General features: G+C 43.5%; 16 protein-coding genes. 14 read left to right on the top strand and 2 right to left on the bottom strand.

Annotated elements, in window-relative coordinates; genetic code table 11:
- The gene (cls, locus tag LC036_RS09520; protein ID WP_226581482.1) at positions 1-1,188 is read right to left on the bottom strand and encodes a cardiolipin synthase; all 1,188 of its coding nucleotides are present in this window, start codon (positions 1,186-1,188) and stop codon (positions 1-3) included.
- Between the two features lie 193 nt (positions 1,189-1,381).
- Between cls and LC036_RS09515 the strand changes: the two genes are divergently transcribed.
- From LC036_RS09515 to icmF, 8 genes are all read left to right on the top strand, one after another.
- Positions 1,382-3,514, top strand: a complete 2,133-nt coding sequence (locus tag LC036_RS09515; RefSeq protein ID WP_226581479.1) for a heterodisulfide reductase-related iron-sulfur binding cluster — start codon at positions 1,382-1,384, stop codon at positions 3,512-3,514.
- 173 nt (positions 3,515-3,687) lie between these two features.
- Entirely contained in the window at positions 3,688-4,875 is a 1,188-nt protein-coding gene (locus tag LC036_RS09510; protein ID WP_226581476.1) for an acetyl-CoA C-acetyltransferase, read from the top strand.
- A gap of 15 nt (positions 4,876-4,890) precedes the next feature.
- Entirely contained in the window at positions 4,891-5,742 is an 852-nt protein-coding gene (locus LC036_RS09505; protein WP_226581473.1) for a 3-hydroxybutyryl-CoA dehydrogenase, read from the top strand.
- A gap of 21 nt (positions 5,743-5,763) precedes the next feature.
- Entirely contained in the window at positions 5,764-6,909 is a 1,146-nt protein-coding gene (locus LC036_RS09500; RefSeq protein WP_226581471.1) for an acyl-CoA dehydrogenase, read from the top strand.
- 12 nt (positions 6,910-6,921) lie between these two features.
- Entirely contained in the window at positions 6,922-8,061 is a 1,140-nt protein-coding gene (locus LC036_RS09495) for an acyl-CoA dehydrogenase (protein WP_226581468.1), read from the top strand.
- Between the two features lie 27 nt (positions 8,062-8,088).
- Complete coding sequence (gene meaB, locus LC036_RS09490) at positions 8,089-9,030, top strand: methylmalonyl Co-A mutase-associated GTPase MeaB (RefSeq protein ID WP_226581465.1); 942 nt, start codon at positions 8,089-8,091, stop codon at positions 9,028-9,030.
- Positions 9,030-9,653 carry a TetR/AcrR family transcriptional regulator gene (locus LC036_RS09485; protein WP_226581463.1) on the top strand — a complete coding sequence of 208 codons (624 nt, stop codon included), beginning with the start codon at positions 9,030-9,032 and terminating at the stop codon, positions 9,651-9,653. The genes meaB and LC036_RS09485 overlap by 1 nt, the downstream gene beginning before the upstream one ends.
- Positions 9,654-9,703: 50 nt before the next feature.
- Positions 9,704-12,949, top strand: coding sequence for a fused isobutyryl-CoA mutase/GTPase IcmF (icmF, locus tag LC036_RS09480; protein WP_226581461.1), 3,246 nt, complete (start codon positions 9,704-9,706; stop codon positions 12,947-12,949).
- Positions 12,950-13,301: 352 nt separating this feature from the next.
- On the opposite strand, the gene LC036_RS09475 is transcribed toward icmF, so the two are convergent.
- Positions 13,302-13,619 (bottom strand): hypothetical protein, encoded by a 318-nt coding sequence (locus LC036_RS09475; protein ID WP_226581459.1) that lies wholly within the window; start codon positions 13,617-13,619, stop codon positions 13,302-13,304.
- 262 nt (positions 13,620-13,881) lie between these two features.
- On the opposite strand from LC036_RS09475, the gene rpoE reads away from it, so the two are divergent.
- The 6 genes from rpoE to LC036_RS09445 all read left to right on the top strand — a co-directional run bounded on the left by rpoE (position 13,882) and on the right by LC036_RS09445 (position 20,113).
- Entirely contained in the window at positions 13,882-14,430 is a 549-nt protein-coding gene (gene rpoE, locus LC036_RS09470) for a DNA-directed RNA polymerase subunit delta (RefSeq protein WP_226581456.1), read from the top strand.
- A gap of 262 nt (positions 14,431-14,692) precedes the next feature.
- A complete protein-coding gene (locus tag LC036_RS09465; protein WP_226581455.1) occupies positions 14,693-16,297 on the top strand; it encodes a CTP synthase in 1,605 nt (534 codons plus the stop codon).
- 306 nt (positions 16,298-16,603) lie between these two features.
- Positions 16,604-16,975, top strand: coding sequence for a response regulator (locus LC036_RS09460; RefSeq protein ID WP_226581453.1), 372 nt, complete (start codon positions 16,604-16,606; stop codon positions 16,973-16,975).
- Between the two features lie 159 nt (positions 16,976-17,134).
- The gene (gene fba, locus LC036_RS09455; protein ID WP_226581451.1) at positions 17,135-17,998 is read left to right on the top strand and encodes a class II fructose-1,6-bisphosphate aldolase; all 864 of its coding nucleotides are present in this window, start codon (positions 17,135-17,137) and stop codon (positions 17,996-17,998) included.
- 118 nt (positions 17,999-18,116) lie between these two features.
- Positions 18,117-18,758: a fructose-6-phosphate aldolase gene (gene fsa, locus LC036_RS09450; RefSeq protein ID WP_226581449.1), complete on the top strand. Its 642-nt coding sequence runs from the start codon at positions 18,117-18,119 to the stop codon at positions 18,756-18,758.
- Between the two features lie 68 nt (positions 18,759-18,826).
- A complete protein-coding gene (locus LC036_RS09445; RefSeq protein WP_226581447.1) occupies positions 18,827-20,113 on the top strand; it encodes a UDP-N-acetylglucosamine 1-carboxyvinyltransferase in 1,287 nt (428 codons plus the stop codon).
- The last annotated feature ends 510 nt before the right edge of the window (positions 20,114-20,623 follow it).

Here is a 20,623-nt window from a genome sequence, read left to right as displayed (position 1 = left end):
CTATAAAAAGGGACGGAGGAGCACAGCTATGATTTGATTGATGCGCGTAGCCGGCGAACGACGTTTCAGCCAGTGTTCATCAAACGGGACAGCATCGGCAGCGTCGTCAAAATACATGCTCTTTAAATCGCTGATAAATGATGGATCATACACATAAGTGTTCACTTCTTTATTAAGAAACAGGCTCCTGCGGTCAAAATTAGCTGTTCCGATATCTGCAAAATTACCATCAATGATGATTGTCTTAGAATGATAAAAGCCCGCATCATAAAAATGAACCTGGGCACCACTGGCATGCATTTCTTTTAAGTACGGAATGGCGGCCTCCTTCACAAAGGGATGATCCGCCTTCATCGGTATCATAATGTGCAGGGAAACGTCTCGATCTAATGCGTTTAATAATGCAAGTTGAATTCTTTGGGTGGGAATGAAGTAAGGGGTGCCAATCAAAATTTCATGCTCAGCTGACTGAATCATTCGGTCAAACTCATCTTCTAATTCTACACCGTCTGTAGGTACAATTCGTATCTTATGTGTTCCTTCCTCCTGGTTAGATATAGATGCTTCATCCTTTTGGCCGGTAGCTAAGTACCAGTCATCGAGGAATATAGTATGCAGCTGAGAGACCACGGGACCTCTTAACCGTAAATGATAGTCACGCCAGTTTCCGAACTTCGCCGTTTCTCCGATATAATTCTTCCCAATATTAAATCCGCCCACATACCCGATCTCTCCATCAATGACAGTAATTTTACGATGGTTTCTTCTTTGTAAACGATAAAAAAAGTAAGGGAAACCGGGTTTTTCCGCGAATTGAAAATCGACACCCGCCTTTTTTAAATCCATTCTTACTTTTTTATTGAATTTATACCCTCCAATCCGATCTAAAATTAGACGAACAGAGACGCCTTCTTTGGCTTTGCTCTTTAGAATATCTAAAAAATTTTCACTAATATAATCATTGTCTACTAAAAAGAAGAGAATATGGACCTGATGCCTGGCATTTACTATATCTTGAAATAAGTCCTCGTAAAGGGCTGATCCGTTTTTATAGAGATGGTAATCCCCGCTCGTTTCCTGCAGGGGGATTGTACGAGGATTTCTTAGGTGTCTGGACTTTCCCAGCTTAAAATCTAAAAAGAATAGAAATACAATAAGAATAATCAGGACAATGATCAAAGCTGTCATTTATCCCACCTCCTTCCTAGGTTATTCCGCTTAGTTTTCCCGAATTAAGGAGTTTCAAAAGGAAAAACGTGAAAATATGTTGACTGAATGCTCATTCATAATTTATAGTAAAGCTATAAGATTCAGAAAATTTAAAGTTTCTGATCGGGAATAGAATCGCTGAGTGCGGTGACTACAAAGAGGGGGAAAATAAATGAATCCACTGTTGGCTGCAAACTGGGTTTTGTTTGTAGGAGTGCTTGTCTACGGACTCTATTTATTCGTTCGTGTCGTTCAGACTCGTATCGCCTACATTAAATTAGGAAAAAAATTCGAGTATGACGGGCAGTTGAAAAGACGTTTACAAAAAATATGGATTTATGTATTTGGACAAAAGAAGTTATTGAAAGATAAGAAATCAGGAACTATTCACGTAATGATGTTCTATGGTTTTATCCTTGTTCAGTTCGGGGCCATTGATTTCATTTGGAAAGGGCTGGCTCCAGACTCGCATTTACCATTAGGTCCTTTTTATCCTGGGTTTACATTCTTTCAGGAACTGGTTACTTTAACGATTCTTGTAGCTGTCATCTGGGCTTTTTACCGCCGTTATATTGAAAAGCTTGTCCGCCTGAAGCGTGGATTTAAAGCAGGTCTTGTTCTTATATTCATTGGTACATTAATGGTTACGGTACTTATCGGGAATGGAATGGGGCTGATCTGGCATGGTCATGAAGGAGCATGGACAGAGCCCATTGGGTCCTTTGTTGCAAGCGCTTTCTCGTGGATGCCGGCAACCGCTGCCGCTACCGTGTTTTTTATTATGTGGTGGATTCACCTCTTATGCTTACTTACATTCCTTATTTACGTACCACAATCAAAACACGCCCATTTACTTGCAGCACCAGTGAATGTATTTCTAAGTCGTGAGGAGCCACCAGGAAAGCTTAAACCGATTGATTTTGAAATGGACGAAGATGCCGATGAAGAAGACGTCTCTTTCGGAGTTGGTAAGATTGAGGATTTCAATCAGCTTCAGATGATTGACATGTATGCTTGTGTGGAATGCGGCCGCTGTACAAATGTCTGTCCGGCCTCTGGTTCAGGTAAAATGCTCTCCCCGATGGATCTCATTGTTAAGCTGCGGGACCATTTGACGGAGAAGGGGGCTGCGGTTACTGGAAAGTCTCCCTGGGTACCTGCCTACGCATTTTCAGGGACAGAAGGTAACACACTTGCGCAGATGGCGCGGTCTCAAGGAACAGATGAAGCGGCTGCTACGCTTGACGCTGTAAACAATAAGAGCTTGATTGGAGATGTCATTACAGAAGAGGAACTTTGGGCTTGTACGACCTGCCGTAACTGTGAAGATGCCTGTCCGGTTATGAACGAGCATGTGGATAAAATCATTGACCTTCGCCGCTACCTGGTACTGACAGAAGGAAGAATGGATGCAGATGGTCAACGGGCTATGATGAACATTGAACGCCAGGGTAATCCGTGGGGGCTTTCCAAGAAAGAACGGGAAGACTGGAGACAGCTGGAAGAGGATGTTCACATTCCAACCGTAAAAGAGTTGAAAAAATCAGGAGAAGAATTTGAATACTTATTCTGGGTCAGCTCCATGGGGTCTTACGATAACCGCAGCCAAAAAATCGCCATGGCTTTTGCTAAACTGATGAATGCAGCAGATATCAAATTTGCGATTCTCGGCAATAAGGAACAAAACTCTGGTGATACAGCAAGGCGGATGGGGAACGAATTTCTATTCCAGGAACTTGCTGAAAAGAATATGAAGGAATTTGAAAAGCATGATGTGAAGAAGATCATAACCATTGATCCTCACGCGTATAACATATTCAAAAACGAATACCCTGATTTCGGTTTGGAGGCAGAAGTCTACCACCATACAGAAATGCTTGCCGAGTGGTTGAAAGAAGGCCGTCTGAAGCCGGAGGGTGTAGTAAATGAGAAAATCACTTACCACGATAGCTGCTACCTCGGCCGCTACAATGAAGTGTACCAGCCACCACGTGAAGTATTAGAAATGATACCGGGTGTTGAGGTTGTAGAAATGAAGCGTAACCGTTCCAACGGAATGTGCTGTGGTGCCGGGGGCGGAATGATGTGGATGGAAGAGAAATCTGGAAACAGGGTGAACGTTGCACGTACCGAACAGGCGTTGGAAGTAGAGCCGACGATGATCTCAAGCGGCTGTCCTTTCTGTCTGACGATGCTTTCTGATGGTACGAAAGCAAAAGAAGTAGAAGAGGAAGTCAGCACCATGGACATTGCTGAAATCCTAGCTAAGTCTATGTTTGATAAGACTGACGAAAAGACAGCTTAATCAAACGTTTGACCAAGATTGAGAGCTGTCGAAGGGTATGTAGAAAGAAAAGAATAGTTCGAAAATTGTGGAAAGTGTACAGATTTTTATGTACACTTTCCTTATGAGGACATGTCGAGCGAGCGTTCAATCATTATAAATGTAAGCGTTAACAAAAAGAGGAGGAACACAATATGCGTAAAACTGTTATTGTTGCCGGTGCCCGTACACCTTTTGGGAAATTTGGAGGATCTCTTGCCCCTCTAACAGCTGTTCAACTAGGTGGAATAGCTATAAAAGGTGCCCTGGAAAGAGCAAATGTAAAAGCAGAAGATGTGAATGAAGTGATTATGGGGACCGTTTTACAAGGCGGGCAGGGACAGCTGCCTTCTCGTCAGGCATCAAGAGAAGCTGGTATTCCTTGGGACGTAAAGACAGAGACCATTAATAAAGTCTGCGCTTCCGGTATGCGAAGTGTGACGATGGCCGATCAATTCATTCGTCTGGGTGAAGAAGAAGTGATCGTAGCGGGAGGCATGGAGAGTATGAGTAACGCTCCTTATATGATGCCGAAAGCCCGTTGGGGACTGCGCATGGGAGATGCAGCTGTCAAAGATATGATGGTTCATGATGGATTGACGTGTTCGTTTGAGAATGTACACATGGGCAATTACGGAAATCGGACGGCAGAGCAGTTTGAACTGACAAGAGAAGCGCAGGATGAATGGGCGTATCAGAGTCATCAAAGAGCAGTGCAGGCCATTGAAAGCGGTAAACTTGGCGAGGAGATTACAGCAGCAGAGATCCCGCAGCGTAAAGGAGAGCCTAAGGTAGTTGATACGGATGAAGCGCCTCGAAAAGATACAACAGTAGAAGCGCTGGCTAAGCTGCGTCCGGTTTTTGATCAGACAGGAACGATTACGGCTGGAAATGCTCCAGGTGTCAATGATGGGGCCTGTGCGATGGTCTTAATGTCTGATGAGAAAGCAGCCGAGCTTGGAACAGAACCATTAGCAACTGTTCTTGCACATGATGAAATTGCTGTAGAAGCTCAGGATTTCCCGCAGACACCTGGGCTCGTCATTAATAAACTCCTGAAAAAAGTCGGCAAAGACATAGATGATATCGATCTATTTGAGGTGAACGAAGCTTTTGCTGCTGTCTCTCTTGCAAGCGGTCAAATCGCCGGTCTGGATCATGATAAAGTGAATGTAAATGGAGGAGCTGTGGCTCTTGGTCACCCTATCGGTGCAAGCGGTGCGCGTATCATTTTGACACTTGCATATGAATTAAAGCGTCGTGGAGGCGGACTGGGAATTGCGGCTATCTGTTCCGGCGGTGGTCAGGGAGATGCTGTACTAATCGAGGTTCCAAAGCAGTAAAGGGGGAGAAAAAGAATGACAATTAATCGTGTAATGGTTATTGGTGCCGGACAGATGGGAGCAGGTATTGCTCAGGTGTTTGCCCAGGCAGGTCTGGAAGTGAAATTAAACGACATGAGTAAGGATTCTCTGGAGCAGGGGGTTTCCGGCATAGAACAACGTCTCTCCCGTGCTGTAGGGAAAGGGAAGCTTAGAGAAGAAGCACGTACGGATATTCTGAACCGCCTGTCCTCTACCACTGATTTGAAGGAAGCGTCCGACTGTGATCTTGTTGTTGAAGCTGTTATAGAAAATATGGATGTGAAAGTCAACGTATTTCAACAGCTTGATGAAATAACACCACCACATGCCATTCTGGCTACGAATACATCGTCTTTACCAATTACAGAAATTGCAGCAGCGACTAAACGTCCTTCACAGGTGATTGGCATGCACTTTATGAACCCTGTCCCTGTTATGAAACTCGTAGAGATTATCCGTGCTATCCAGACGAGTGATCAAACGTATGAAGCTATTGAGGATATGACGGTGAAATTAAATAAAACCCCTGTGGAAGTTGAAGATTTCCCAGGCTTTGTTTCCAATCGCATTTTGATGCCGATGATTAATGAAGCGATTTATACTGTCCATGAAGGGGTCGCCTCTGTAGAAGATATAGACGCTGTTATGAAACTTGGAATGAATCATCCGATGGGTCCTCTTACCCTGGCTGACTTTATAGGTTTAGATACCTGTTTATCGATTATGGAAGTCCTGCATGAAGGCTTCGGTGACAGCAAATACCGCCCGTGCCCGCTTCTCCGTAAATATGTTAAAGCAGGCTGGCTTGGTAAGAAGTCAGGACGGGGTTTTTACATCTACGATTAACAGATAAAGGGGAGAAGGCCGATGGATTTACATTTTACAGATGAACAGATCATGATGAGGAGAATGGTCCGTGACTTTGCAGAAAAAGAGGTAGCACCGGCTGTCGAACGCATGGAAAGAGAAGATCGATTTCCTTCTGAGCTGCTTCCTAAAATGGGAGAACTTGGGCTGATGGGTGTACCGATTCCTGAGAAGTATGGTGGAGCGGAAATGGATTATATCTCGTATATCATCGCTATCCACGAAATTTCAAAAGTAAGTGCAACACTTGGAGTGATCTTATCAGTCCACACTTCTGTAGGGACCAATCCAATCTTGTATTTTGGAAGTGAAGAGCAGAAAAACAAGTACATTCCAAAGCTCGCCTCCGGGGAGTATCTGGGTGCATTCGCCCTGACAGAACCAAACGCCGGCAGTGACGCTGGGAGTCTTAAGACAAGAGCAGAGAAAAAAGGGGATCATTATGTGTTAAATGGTTCCAAGGTGTTTATTACGAACGGCGGTAATGCCGACACCTTTATCGTATTCGCTCGTACGAATCCAGATGTGAAGACGGGGAAGGGACTCAGCGCTTTTATTGTAGAACGCAATACTGAAGGATTTTCTATCGGTAAAGCGGAGAAGAAAATGGGCCTTCATGGATCAAGTACGGTCTCTTTAAATTTTGATCAGTGTAAAGTACCCGCTTCTCAGCTGCTTGGAGAAGAAGGGGAAGGCTACAAAATTGCTTTGTCCAATTTGAATATTGGTAGAATCGGAATCGCTGCTCAGTCGCTTGGCATTGCAGAAGCTGCACTTGAACATGCCGCAGCCTATGCGAAAGAACGCGAACAGTTCGGAAAACCGATCGCTCATCTTCAAGGAGTATCCTTCAAACTTGCAGATATGGCAACAGAAGTAGAAGCTTCTAAACTATTGGTTTATCATGCCGCTTTTCTACAGGCAGCTGGGAGGAAATGTGGCAAAGAGGTCTCAATGGCTAAGCTGATGGCGTCCAGGACAGCTGTGAAAACGGCCATTGAAGCCGTTCAGGTTCATGGAGGTTACGGGTTTACAGAAGATTATGCAGTCGAGCGGTTTTTCAGAGACGCAAAGGTATGTGAAATATATGAAGGCACAAGCGAGATTCAGAGGGTGGTTATAGGGAACCATCTGCTCAGAGACTAGGAGGATGCGCGTATGAATTTTACATTAACAGAAGAACAGGAAATGTTGAGGAGAATGGTCCGCGATTTTGCTAAAAATGAAGTAGAACCAACAGCTGCAGAGCGGGATGAGGAAGAGCGTTTTGACCGTGCGATCTTTGACAAGATGGCAGAACTGGGGCTGACAGGGATTCCCTGGCCGGAGGAGTATGGAGGAATCGGCTCTGATTTTGTCAGCTATGTTATTGCTGTCGAAGAGCTTTCACGTGTGTGTGCTTCAACAGGTGTCACCTTATCGGCTCATATATCTTTAGCCAGCTGGCCGATTTATAAATTTGGAACAGAAGAACAAAAGAAAAAATACCTCACTCAGTTAGCTTCAGGAGAAAAACTGGGCGCCTATGCCTTGTCTGAACCGGGGGCAGGAAGTGACGTCTCGTCTATGAGAACACAGGCAAAACTACAGGGTGACCATTATGTGCTAAATGGAAATAAAGTGTGGATTACGAACGGCGGCGTCGCTGACATATATGTGGTATTTGCTAAAACCGACCCTGACCAGGGGAACCGCGGGATCAGCGCTTTCATCGTTGAAAAAGATACACCTGGATTCTCAACAGGGAAAAAAGAGAAGAAGCTCGGAATAAGATCTTCTCCAACAACAGAATTAATTTTTGAAGACTGTAAAATCCCTAAAGAAAACCTGCTTGGAGAAGAAGGGAAAGGCTTTAAGGTTGCTATGATGACCTTGGACGGGGGGCGTAATGGGATTGCTGCTCAAGCTGTAGGAATTGCACAAGGTGCCTTGGATGAAGCGACCTCCTACGCAAAAGAGCGGGAGCAATTTGGAAAACCGATTGCCAACCTTCAAGGAATCTCATTCAAAATAGCGGACATGGCTACAGAAATTGAAGCCTCAAGGCTGCTGACCTATCAAGCTGCTTACCTGGAGTCAGAGGGGCTCCCTTACTCTAAAGCTTCTGCAATGGCTAAGTTATTTGCGGGTGATACAGCTATGAAGGTAACGACTGAGGCGGTCCAGGTCCATGGTGGTTATGGATATACAAAGGATTACCCAGTAGAACGGTATATGCGTGATGCTAAAATTACACAGATTTACGAAGGAACACAGGAGATTCAGAGGCTCGTCATCGGACGGATGGTGACAAAGTAAAAGATAGGATGGAAAGGTGACAAAAGGATGCATCCACTCGCTGAAAGAATTCAAAAACAGGATATGCGTGCGCTCGCCCGGGCCATCACACTGATTGAGAACGAGGATGATGCAAAACTTTCACTGATGAGTGATATTTTTTCCATCCAGAAACAAGCCCATTATATAGGGATTACGGGATCACCCGGAGCGGGGAAAAGTTCGTTGATCAACAGACTGTTGACTTATTTAAGACAGCAGGATCTGACGGTAGCCGTCATTGCTGTTGACCCCACAAGTCCGTTCAGCGGAGGCGCCTTATTAGGAGACCGGACCAGAATGAATCAACATTTCCTTGACCCTGGAATCTTCATTAGAAGCATGGCGACAAGAGGAAGTCTCGGGGGACTTGCCCGGGCAACAAAGGACAGCATCCGCGTATGTGATGCGTATGGTTTTGATGTCGTTCTCGTCGAAACGGTCGGTGTCGGACAGTCGGAACTGGACATCATGAAAGTGGTGGATACGACTGGGCTTGTGCTGACTCCAAACAGTGGAGATGTTCTGCAGATCTTTAAGGCCGGTATTATGGAAATTGCTGACCTTTTCATTATTAACAAAGCCGATCTGCCCGGGGTAGGTAAATTGAAGTCCACCCTGGAAGAATTCATGATGATTGTGCAGCCCAAAGGATGGGAGCCTCCGATTGTTCAAACTGTATCGACAGAATCCAAAGGAATGAGCGATCTTTGGGCGAAAATGGAGGAACACCAATCTTTTTTATACCGCACAGACCAAGGGGTAGAGAAGAGGAAACAGCAATTAAAGTTAGAAGTTTATGATTTGATCCGCGAGGAAATTTGGCGGGAGGTTAAAACCAAGATCGAAGAGGACGACCAAAAGTTGGAGGTCTTCCGTAATCCAGATGCTGATCCTTATCAGCTGGCTCATTCTTGGTTTCAAGAGTGGATGAGAAAGGGTGGGGGATGATGAGCGACAGGCAGGTACCCTCAACGATCAAAGATGAAGCACTCGTATCTAAGCGGAGAAATCAAATGGTTAAAGGGGCCGTTACCCTCTTTATGGAAAAAGGATTCCACAAAACCACAACTCGTGAGATAGCAAAAGCATCCGGATTTAGTATCGGGACGCTTTATGAGTATATTCGGAAAAAAGAAGATGTCCTCTTTCTTGTATGTGATTCCATTTATCAACGAGTGAAAGTAAGGATGGAAGATTCCATTGATCCTAATCAAACGAGTATAGACAGTTTGATTGATGCCATCCGGTCTTATTTTCAATTGATGGATGACATGCAGAATGAGGTATTGGTCATGTATCAGGAGGTCAAATCCCTCTCTCGTGATGCTCAGGAGTATGTCCTGCAGAAGGAGCGGGAGATGGTTTCCATGCTTGAGCAGGTCATTATGAATAGTCTGCCTGAGAAAAGGTCAGAGGCAGAAGTAAAACTGATTGCGAACAATATCTTCGTTCAAGGGCAGATGTGGGGCTTCCGCCGCTGGATTCTCCACCGCTCCTTTACAATTGATACGTATGCAGATACCCAGATTCTATTGTTGATGAACGGACTTAATAATAAAACCCAAGTATAAACATTTCATTTTTATGTAAACGCTACCAAGAGTGGAAAGGATGGTTGGGGATGGAACAACCGACAATCTATAAGCCTAAAAACCCTGTCCGATTCGTAACGGCTTCCAGTCTTTTTGACGGACATGATGCTTCTATTAATATTATGAGACGGATACTACAATCAACAGGAGCAGAGGTTATTCACCTGGGACATAATCGTTCTGTTGAAGAGGTTGTAAATGCAGCTATTCAGGAGGATGTTCAGGGGATCGCTATATCTTCCTATCAAGGAGGCCATGTTGAATACTTCAAATACATGGTAGACCTGTTGAATCAAAGGGGAGCCGGACACATCCGAGTCTATGGAGGGGGCGGAGGTGTCATCATACCAAGAGAGATTAAAGAACTTCACGAATATGGAGTTGCTCGTGTATTCTCTCCTGAAGATGGACGGTCCCTCGGCCTGCAGGGCATGATTAATTCCATGATAGAGGAATGTGATTTTCTTCCCCCGCTGAATGTAGAACAAGGAGTAAAGGACCTGGCAGATGGCAGTCATCAAGCAATGGCGAGGTTCATTACGTATGTGGAGAATACGCCGAAACAGGAAAGAGAAGCTGTTGCTGCTTTTGAAACCGCAGTTGAAAAAAGTCTGGAGAAAGAGATCCCTGTACTTGGAATTACCGGTACGGGAGGCGCCGGAAAAAGTTCTTTGACAGATGAGCTGATTCGTCGCTTTATCAATGAAGTCCCTGATAAAAAGGTAGCCATTCTTTCTGTGGATCCTACAAAAAAGAAAACAGGTGGAGCTTTACTGGGTGATCGTATTCGGATGAATGCAATCTTTAATCCGAGGGTTTATATGCGGTCCTTAGCTACCAGAGAAGCACGCTCGGAATTGTCGACAGCTTTAGAAGAATCCATTCAGGTTGTGAAAGCGGCCGGTGTGGACCTTATTATAGTAGAGACAAGTGGGATCGGGCAGGGAGACGCAGCAATTACAGACGTAACGGATCTCTCTATGTATGTAATGACGGCTGAATTTGGAGCCCCTTCACAACTTGAGAAAATTGATATGATTGATTTTGCTGATTTTATTGTCATAAATAAATTTGAGCAGAAAGGGTCAGAAGATGCATTAAATCAAGTGAAAAAACAGTATCAGCGGAGTCATATGCTTTTTCATGAGGATGATCGTAAGTTCCCTGTTTATGGGACGATTGCGAGTCAATTCAATGATCCTGGGATGAATACTCTTTTTGCGGCTCTTATCAATACATTGAATCAAAAATTTGATTGGGAAGAAGAGACATCTTTTTCTGTTGAGGATAAAGTGGAAAAACAAAATGTGATTATACCTAATGAACGGAAACAGTATCTTCGAGATATTGCAAAATCCGTGAGGGACTATCACAAAGATACAAACGATCAATCGGACAAAGCCCGGAAATTGTACCAATTAAAAGGTACGGTTGATTTATTAGAGGAGAAGGACACAAAAGAAGAGCTTCTCCAGCGGATTCAGGATTTTGAGCTTACTTTAGATCGCGACAATAAAGCGAAGCTCGACGATTGGGAAGACCTTCACGAAAGATACAGCGGGGATACCTACACGTATAAAGTAAGAGACAAAGAAATTACAATGGACTTAACGGTAGAGAGTTTAAGCGGCACAAAGATTCCAAAGGTTGCCCTCCCGGATTACACGGATTGGGGGGATCGATTATCATGGCTGCGCCGCGAAAATGTTCCGGGTGCTTTTCCATTCACAGCAGGGGTATTTCCTTTTAAACGAAAGGGAGAAGATCCGAAAAGACAATTTGCGGGAGAAGGGACTCCAGAGCGGACAAATAGGCGTTTTCATTACTTATCCGAAGGTGATGATGCGAAACGTCTGAGTACGGCTTTTGACTCAGTGACATTATATGGTGAAGATCCGGATGAACGTCCGGATATTTACGGGAAAGTGGGCGAGAGCGGCGTAAATATCTGCACCCTCCAGGATATGAAGAAATTGTATGAAGGATTTGACCTCGTCGATCCAACGACTTCCGTATCGATGACCATTAATGGCCCGGCACCAATTATTCTTGCTATGTTCTTTAATACGGCTGTTGATCAGCAGATAGAAAAGTTCAAAGAAGAAAATGGTCGTGAACCGAATAATGAAGAAGCAGCTAAAATTAAAGAAGATACGATCCATGTTGTTCGTGGTACTGTTCAGGCGGATATTCTAAAAGAAGACCAAGGACAGAACACCTGCATCTTTTCTACAGAATTTGCGTTGAGAATGATGGGGGATATTCAACAATACTTCATTGATCACGAAGTTCGTAATTATTATTCTGTCTCCATCTCCGGCTACCATATCGCTGAGGCAGGCGCTAACCCTATTACTCAGCTTGCTTTTACACTTGCCAATGGTTTTACGTATGTAGAGTACTACTTGAGCAGAGGGATGGATATTGATAAATTCGCGCCTAATCTATCTTTCTTCTTCTCTAATGGACTTGATGCGGAATACACGGTACTCGGCCGTGTAGCCAGACGAATCTGGGCAATTGTTATGCGTGATAAGTATGGTGCAGGTGAGCGGAGTCAAAAGTTGAAATACCATATTCAAACATCCGGGCGTTCTCTTCACGCTCAGGAAATTGACTTTAACGATATACGCACAACGCTTCAAGCCTTAATCGCTATTCAGGATAATTGTAATTCTCTTCATACAAACTCCTATGATGAAGCCATTACAACGCCTACAGAAGAATCCGTGCGGCGCGCTATGGCAATCCAGATGATCATCAGTAAGGAATTTGGTTTAACTAAAAACGAAAATTCCCTGCAGGGTTCCTATATTATTCGAGAACTTACAGATCTTGTGGAAGAAGCTGTGCTTCAAGAGTTTGAACGGATCAACGACCGCGGCGGAGTACTGGGCGCAATGGAGAGGCAGTACCAGCGTGGCAAAATCCAGGAAGAATCGTTGTATTATGAAGGGAAGAAGCATTCCGGAGATCTGCCAATTATCGGTGTGAATACGTATTTGAATCCTAATCCGCCATCGGAAGAGGATATTGACTCCATGGAGCTTGCACGTGCGTCTAAAGAAGAAAAAGAACATCAAATTACCGAATTGCGTAAATTCCAGAACACTCACGAGAGTGAAGTTGAACAAGCGCTTGACCGCTTAAAGAAAACAGCCGCAGGCGGAGGCAATATTTTTGCGGAACTTATGGAAACCGTAAAAGTCGCAAGCCTCGGCCAAATCACAAACGCCCTCTATCAAGTCGGAGGACAATATAGAAGGAATATGTAGGAAAGAAGTGCGTAAACACCCTGAAAGACACGACAAGCATAAGTCGAAGACAGCAGTAAGGTGGTCTTCCTTACGAATGTCAGCGGCTTATGACTCGAGTGTCTGGGTGTTGAAGCTGGACAAGAAAGAAATGTGTATGCGCCTTGCTCAGCCCCGACAAGCTTAAGAACGGCAGGAACGTGAAGCGCTTTTTTTCACGAACCTGCCGGACTTAAGACCTCGAGGGGCTAGGCGCAGGAACTGGACAAAGAAAGAAGTGCGTAACACCCTGAAAGACACGACAAGCATAAGAATGACAGGTGTCCTTAACGATCAACAAAATCCCCCTGCTGTAATAGCAGGGGGATTTAAATTAGTGACCTCCACCGATCTGGTCTTCATCGTGGGACTGGTTTACATTCGTAACGTATGGCTTCTTCATTCCATACCATTCGTACGTAATGTTGTATTTCTCTCCCTCTTTCAGGAGCATCCAGGTGCTGGTGTCTTTCACGTGTACTTTTTGGTCCTCGACTGTGATAAAGTATCCATCATCATTATGTGTTTTGGTGGTAATCTCAGCTTCCTCCATATGTTTGGAATGAATCATCCCATAGCTGGAGTACAGCCAGATGATTACCGCAATTGCTGCAATGATTGTAGCAACCCAGTTGAACGGCCGGTTTTCCATCATGCGCCTCCTTTTAATCTCAAGCTTTTCTAATTATTATTTTAAAGTAAAATGTCAATAACACAAAGATTAACCTGTATCTCTTATTTTATATCGAACGTTTATTTTCATGTAGGTTTGGATAAAAAGATAATGAAAGAAGGGCCAGACTCTATTTGATTTTTGATCAGTCAACTCATATAATGGATGGTATGATTAAATGTGATTCGTATGCCCATGAGGTCATTAATTCTATTTTGTCTATATAAAGGAGTGCTGGACCGTGAGCTTAAAAGAACTCAGCAAACAACAAATCGAAGAAATTTCCATGATTGAACTGGCTACTATTATATTAGAAGAAGAGCGTGAAGCGATCGACTTCAATGAAATCTTTAACCGCATTGCTGCCATGAAAGGTTTTACTGAAGCACAAAAAGAACAGTATATCGCACAATTCTACACAGATATGAATATTGATGGTCAATTTATGACAATCGGTACAAACCGCTGGGGATTGAAGCGCTGGTATCCAGTAGAACAGATGGAAGAAGAAATCGCTAATCTTCCACAAAAGCGTAAAAAGAAAAAGAAGAAGAAGAAGAAAAAACCTTCCAAGCTTCTTGAAGATGAATTGGGTATTTCAGAATATGATGATGAAGAAGAAGACCTTGAAGAAGATCTTGAATTGACAGATGAAGATCTTGATCTTGATGACGACGATGATGATGACTTTGAAGGGGATTATGAAGATGATGACCTGGATGAGGAAGAAGAGGAAATCGTCGAGGATGACATCAGCTTTATCGGAGATGACGAAGAAGAAGAAAAATAATGTGTTGACTTTTAAAAGTCATATAAGTAGAATTTTATTTGGGCTCTTTAATTTCCTTGAACGGAATTCCAAACGCTCCCCGTACACGGGGAGCGTTTTTTGTTTTTTACGAAACGTGCCAAGCGGAGTGTGTGACTGAACAGTGACTTTATGTTGTAAGTTCAGCATCCATGCCGCTTGCACTTTTGTTTTTATAACCCCTTATCAAATTAATTCTTTAGTAAATAACTAATGAAGACAAATAGAGAAAGAGGGATTCAGCGTGGCAACAAAATACATCTTTGTAACTGGTGGTGTCGTATCATCTTTAGGAAAAGGAATTACGGCAGCATCATTAGGACGACTATTGAAGAACAGAGGACTAAAAGTAACGATTCAAAAATTTGACCCTTACATTAATGTGGACCCGGGGACGATGAGTCCTTACCAGCATGGTGAGGTTTTTGTAACCGATGATGGGGCCGAAACAGACTTGGATTTAGGGCACTATGAGCGTTTTATTGATATTAACTTAAACAAGTTCAGTAACGTAACGACAGGAAAAGTGTACTCCAATGTAATTAAGAAAGAACGCCGCGGTGATTATTTAGGAGGTACGGTTCAGGTTATTCCTCACATCACCAATGAAATTAAGGACCGTGTTTTCCGTGCGGGTCACGAGACGAATGCTGATGTTGTTATTACGGAGATCGGCGGTACAGTAGGAGATATTGAATCTCTTCCATTCCTTGAGGCGATTCGTCAAATCAAGAGTGATATTGGCCGTGAGCATGTAATGTATCTCCACTGCACACTTGTTCCTTACTTGAATGCTGCAGGAGAAATGAAAACAAAACCAACCCAGCACAGTGTAAAAGAACTGCGTTCCCTTGGAATTCAGCCGGATGTCATTGTTTTACGTACGGAGATGGCAATTTCAGAAGATATGAAAGAGAAGATTGCCCTTTTCTGTGATATTAAAAAGGATTCTGTTATTGAAGCACGTGATGCAGATACATTGTATAATGTACCGATTACACTACAGGAACAGAAGCTTGACCAAATTACCTGCGATCACTTCGGCCTTGATTGTCCACCTGCGGATATGACAGAGTGGAACAAGCTCATCGATCGTGTTAAGAACCTGAAACACAAAACAACCATTGCTTTAGTTGGTAAATATGTAGAGCTGCCTGATGCTTACATTTCTGTCGTAGAAGCACTGAAGCATGCCGGGTACAGCTATGATTCAGATGTTGATGTCAAGTGGGTCAACTCTGAAGAACTAACTTCCTCTAATATTGCAGAAAAACTGCAGGATGTTGATGGTATTCTTGTTCCAGGTGGTTTTGGAGACCGTGGGATTGAAGGGAAAATTGATGCCATTCGTTATGCCCGTGAAAACCATGTGCCGTTCTTAGGTATCTGCCTGGGTATGCAGCTTGCAACGGTTGAATTCGCCCGTAACGTTCTTGGGTTGAAAGGGGCACACTCCGCAGAAATTGACCCGGCAACCGAACATCCGATCATTGACCTTCTTCCTGAACAAAAAGAAGTTTCTGATCTTGGTGGAACGCTGCGCCTTGGAATTTATCCTTCCCGTCTGCAAGAAGGTACGAAAGCATTAGAAGCTTATGGAGAAGAAGTTATTTATGAGCGTCACCGCCACCGTTTTGAGTTCAACAATCATTACCGTGAACAGATGGAAGCGGCCGGGTTTAAGTTCTCTGGTACAAGTCCGGATGGCCGCCTTGTAGAAATTATTGAAGTCGAAGATCACCCTTGGTTTGTAGCAAGCCAGTTCCATCCTGAATTTAAGTCACGTCCAACTCGTCCGCAGGAGTTGTTCTATGGCTTTGTTGGAGCAGCTATGAAAACAAAACAATAAAGGAGAAAGAGGCGATGTCGTGCATGATGGACATCGCCTTTTTTTGTCTGGCTGGCGTCCATGCCTGACTTTATATGATAATCAGAATGTCATCAACACGATGCTCTAACAAAGATATGTTTAATCCCTATAATGAAGGAATGCCGTTTATAGAACATACATAAGAGCATGGCCCGAATAAGAAAGTACAGATATTTTGACAAACAGAACGTACGTGCGCAGGAAAAGAAGCGGAAGCTCTAGAAAGTAGCTATAGAAGATGAAAGAGGGAATCAGGATTAAAATAAGGAAAGGCAGGGAGAAATCATGACGAATAGGATCCTAATTGTGGATGATCAGCCAGGAATCCGCCTTCTATTAGAAGAGATACTCAAAATGGAAGGCTGCGAAACCATTTGTGCTAAAACCGGAAGAGAAGCTTGCGACCTGGTTGAGGAACTTAGTCCGGACCTGATTATAATGGATTACAATCTGCCGGTCATGCACGGGAAAGATGTATTATTGTACTTAGAGAATATCGACTTCCATTCACCTGTGATTATTATTACAGGGGAATCGAAAGAATCGATTCAGCAAGAAGTTGACTTTCCTTTTGTAACAGATATCATAACTAAACCATTTGACATCCAAAATTTGAAAGATTTGGTTGTTGGGACACTCGTTCATAGCAGTTCATGACTTTTTTTTTTAATGTAAGCGTTATATAATTCTCCTGATGTTGCACCATAAGAAGGGTATTGGTATTCTATTACTGTGACCAAAATACATGGTGTGTTTTCTTATGGAAACATGCTTGTAAATAGGAATAGATCGTTTACCTAAAGGAGGATATCTTTCATGCCATTAGTATCAATGAAAGAAATGCTAGAAAAAGCTAAGGAAGAACGCTACGGTGTAGGACAGTTCAACCTTAATAACTTAGAATATGCTCAAGCCATTCTTCAGGCTGCTGAAGAAGAGCAATCCCCGGTAATCCTTGGTGTATCTGAAGGTGCTGGACGTTACATGGGTGGTTTCAACGTTGTCGTAGACATGGTTAAAGCACTTATGAAATCTTACGGTACAACAGTACCAGTAGCGATTCACCTGGACCACGGTTCCAGCTTCCAAAAATGTGCGGAAGCGATCCACGCAGGTTTCACGTCTGTAATGATCGATGCTTCTCATGATCCATTGGAAGAAAACATCGCTGTAACGAAAAAAGTTGTTGAGCTTGCTCACATCCATGGTGTTTCTGTAGAAGCAGAACTTGGCCGTGTTGGTGGACAAGAAGACGACTTGATCGTTGACGATGCAGAAGCTGCATATGCAATTCCATCTGAGTGTAAACAGCTGGTTGACGAAACAAACGTTGACGTATTTGCACCTGCACTTGGTTCTGTACACGGCCCTTACAAAGGCGAGCCTAACCTTGGCTTTGACCGCATGGAAGAAATTATGGGACTTGTAGACAAGCCTCTTGTTCTTCACGGTGGTACAGGAATCCCTACTGCAGATATCAAGAAAGCTATTTCTTTCGGTACTGCTAAGATTAACGTAAACACTGAAAACCAAATCGCTCAAGGTAAAGCCGTGCGTGAAGTTCTTGCTGAACAGCCGGAACAGTATGACCCACGTAAATACCTAGGACCTGGACGCGACGCAATCAAAGAAACCGTTATTGGTAAGATGCGTGAATTCGGTTCTTCTCAAAAAGCGTAAGTATAGTAACAAGGAAGCCGCTACAATGTAGCGGTTTCCTTTTAAGTATTAATGAAAACGCCATCATTCGACAATTTCATGGTTTCGAGTTATTTCTGAAGGGAAGAGGAGTGGGGAAATGAAGTTTTTCATCGATACAGCCAACATTGAGGATATTCGTCAAGCTAACGCACTGGGGATTCTTGCGGGAGTTACGACAAATCCGAGTCTCGTAGCAAAAGAAGGGGTTTCATTTCATGAGCGCTTGAAAGAAATTACCGATGAAGTGAAGGGTTCGGTTAGTGCGGAAGTGATATCGGAGGATGCTGAGGGTATGATTCGTGAAGGTAAGGAATTGGCAGCTATCGCTCCGAACATTACTGTTAAGGTTCCCATGACGATGGAAGGTCTGAAAGCTGTGAAGGCATTCAGCGACTTGAACATTAAGACAAATGTGACTTTGGTCTTCTCAGCTAATCAGGCCTTACTCGCTGCCCGCGCAGGGGCTTCTTATGTTTCTCCATTCTTAGGGCGCCTTGATGACATTGGTCATAATGGTGTTGAACTAATCGATCAAATTTCTGAGATATTTGATCTCCATGCTATTAAGACTGAAATCATTGCTGCCTCTATCCGTCATCCGATTCATGTAACCGAAGCAGCTTCTCATGGCGCGCATATAGCGACAGTCCCGTTCAAAGTACTTTATCAAATTGTTAAGCATCCTTTGACCGATCAGGGGATTGAAAAGTTTCTCAATGACTGGAATAAGCAAAAATAATAGGTGTGTAATGGAAAAAATTGCACATACTAAAATCATAATCTTCACCTTAAAGCGAGGAGTTATACATGCATAAACTATTAGTAGAAGGTGGAAAGCCTTTACGTGGACAGGTACGGGTAAGTGGAGCTAAAAACAGTGCAGTTGCTTTATTACCGGCAGCTATTTTAGCCGAATCACCTGTCACCATCGAGGGTCTTCCGGACATTTCAGATGTTGGGATTTTGTCTGATTTATTGGAAGAGATTGGTGGGTCGGTTCATAAAGAAGGGCGAACCGTACATATTGATCCTTCTAACATGGTCGACATGCCGCTTCCCAACGGAAAAGTGAAAAAGTTAAGAGCCTCCTATTATTTTATGGGAGCCATGCTGGGGCGTTTTAACAAAGCAGTTATCGGACTGCCTGGTGGCTGCCATTTAGGTCCGCGTCCAATAGATCAGCACATTAAAGGCTTCGAAGCCTTGGGGGCGGAAGTTACGAATGAACAAGGCGCCATTTACCTGCGGGCGAAAGAGCTTCGCGGCGCCAGGATTTACCTGGATGTCGTGAGTGTCGGTGCAACGATAAATATCATGCTTGCGGCCGTTCGTGCTAAAGGGAAAACAGTGATTGAAAATGCTGCCAAAGAACCAGAGATCATAGACGTAGCTACGTTACTGACAAGTATGGGGGCGAAGATCAAAGGGGCAGGTACGGATGTCATTCGTATTGAAGGTGTAGAGAAGCTTCAAGGCTGCCTTCATACCATTATCCCTGATCGGATTGAAGCGGGAACGTACACGATTATGGCAGCTGCAAAAGGAGATGGCATGATTATTGACAATGTCATTCCTCAGCATTTGGAGTCTCTACTGGCAAAACTCAGGGAGATGGGCGTTATTATTGAAGAGAATGATGAACAATTATACGTCCGTCCAGGAGAAAAGCTGCGGAGCGTAGATATTAAAACGCTTGTCTACCCTGGTTTTCCTACTGATTTACAACAACCCTTCACTTCACTGCTGACACAAACCCAGGGTACGGGGGTTGTCACTGATACGATTTATCAGGCAAGGTTTAAACATGTGGATGAACTTAGACGGATGAACGCTTCTATTAAAGTAGAAGGGGGATCAGCTATTGTCTCCGGACCTTCGAAACTCCAGGGAGCAAAAGTCAAAGCCTCCGATTTACGAGCAGGGGCAGCGCTTGTAATCGCTGGTTTAATGGCTGAAGGGATTACTGAAATCACCGGAGTTGATCATATTGAAAGAGGATATGAGAACATCACGAATAAACTGATAGATTTAGGTGCAAACGTCTGGTATGAAGAGATGTCAGATGAGGAAGTTGAACAATTTCAAAATTCGTAAAAACCTGGGGGTCGCCCTCCTTTCCACTAAATGGGCACAGAATTTAATGAACACTGAACGTAAGGATTATAGTTAGCCACCAATTCTTCACTATATAGAGAGGGGGTCGTCTTTATATGACTTCCTCTCTTTTTCTACAAGATATCCTCCCGGAACATTTCTCAAATTAACATTGAAACTACTTATGGACAGGAGTACAATAAAGGATGTTTGTTAATGATAGAAGTGATTGACATTGTTCAACCTCTGCAGGCTTCTATTTTTCTAACTTCACATAACTTCTCCTTTTTCTTCTAATTCACTATTCACTTAAGAGAAGGCGACTACTTTAAATACACAAGAATGGATTGGACCAGAGCAGTCCATGATCAGGTTTAGTTCAGATGAAAACAATCGGATTCTGTTTGCGGATCTTTATGTTAAGCAGATCATTCCAAAATTTTAAAAGGGTGTTCTCAGATAATGCATCCTTCATTTCAATTAGAAAACGAAATATAAAAAGAGTGGTGA

The sequence above is a fragment of the Halobacillus litoralis genome, from assembly GCF_020524025.1.
In the GTDB taxonomy this organism is placed as follows: Bacteria; Bacillota; Bacilli; order Bacillales; family Halobacillaceae; genus Halobacillus; species Halobacillus litoralis_D.
Note: the sequence above shows the minus strand (reverse complement) of the source record. Positions and strands in the feature narration are given on the sequence as shown.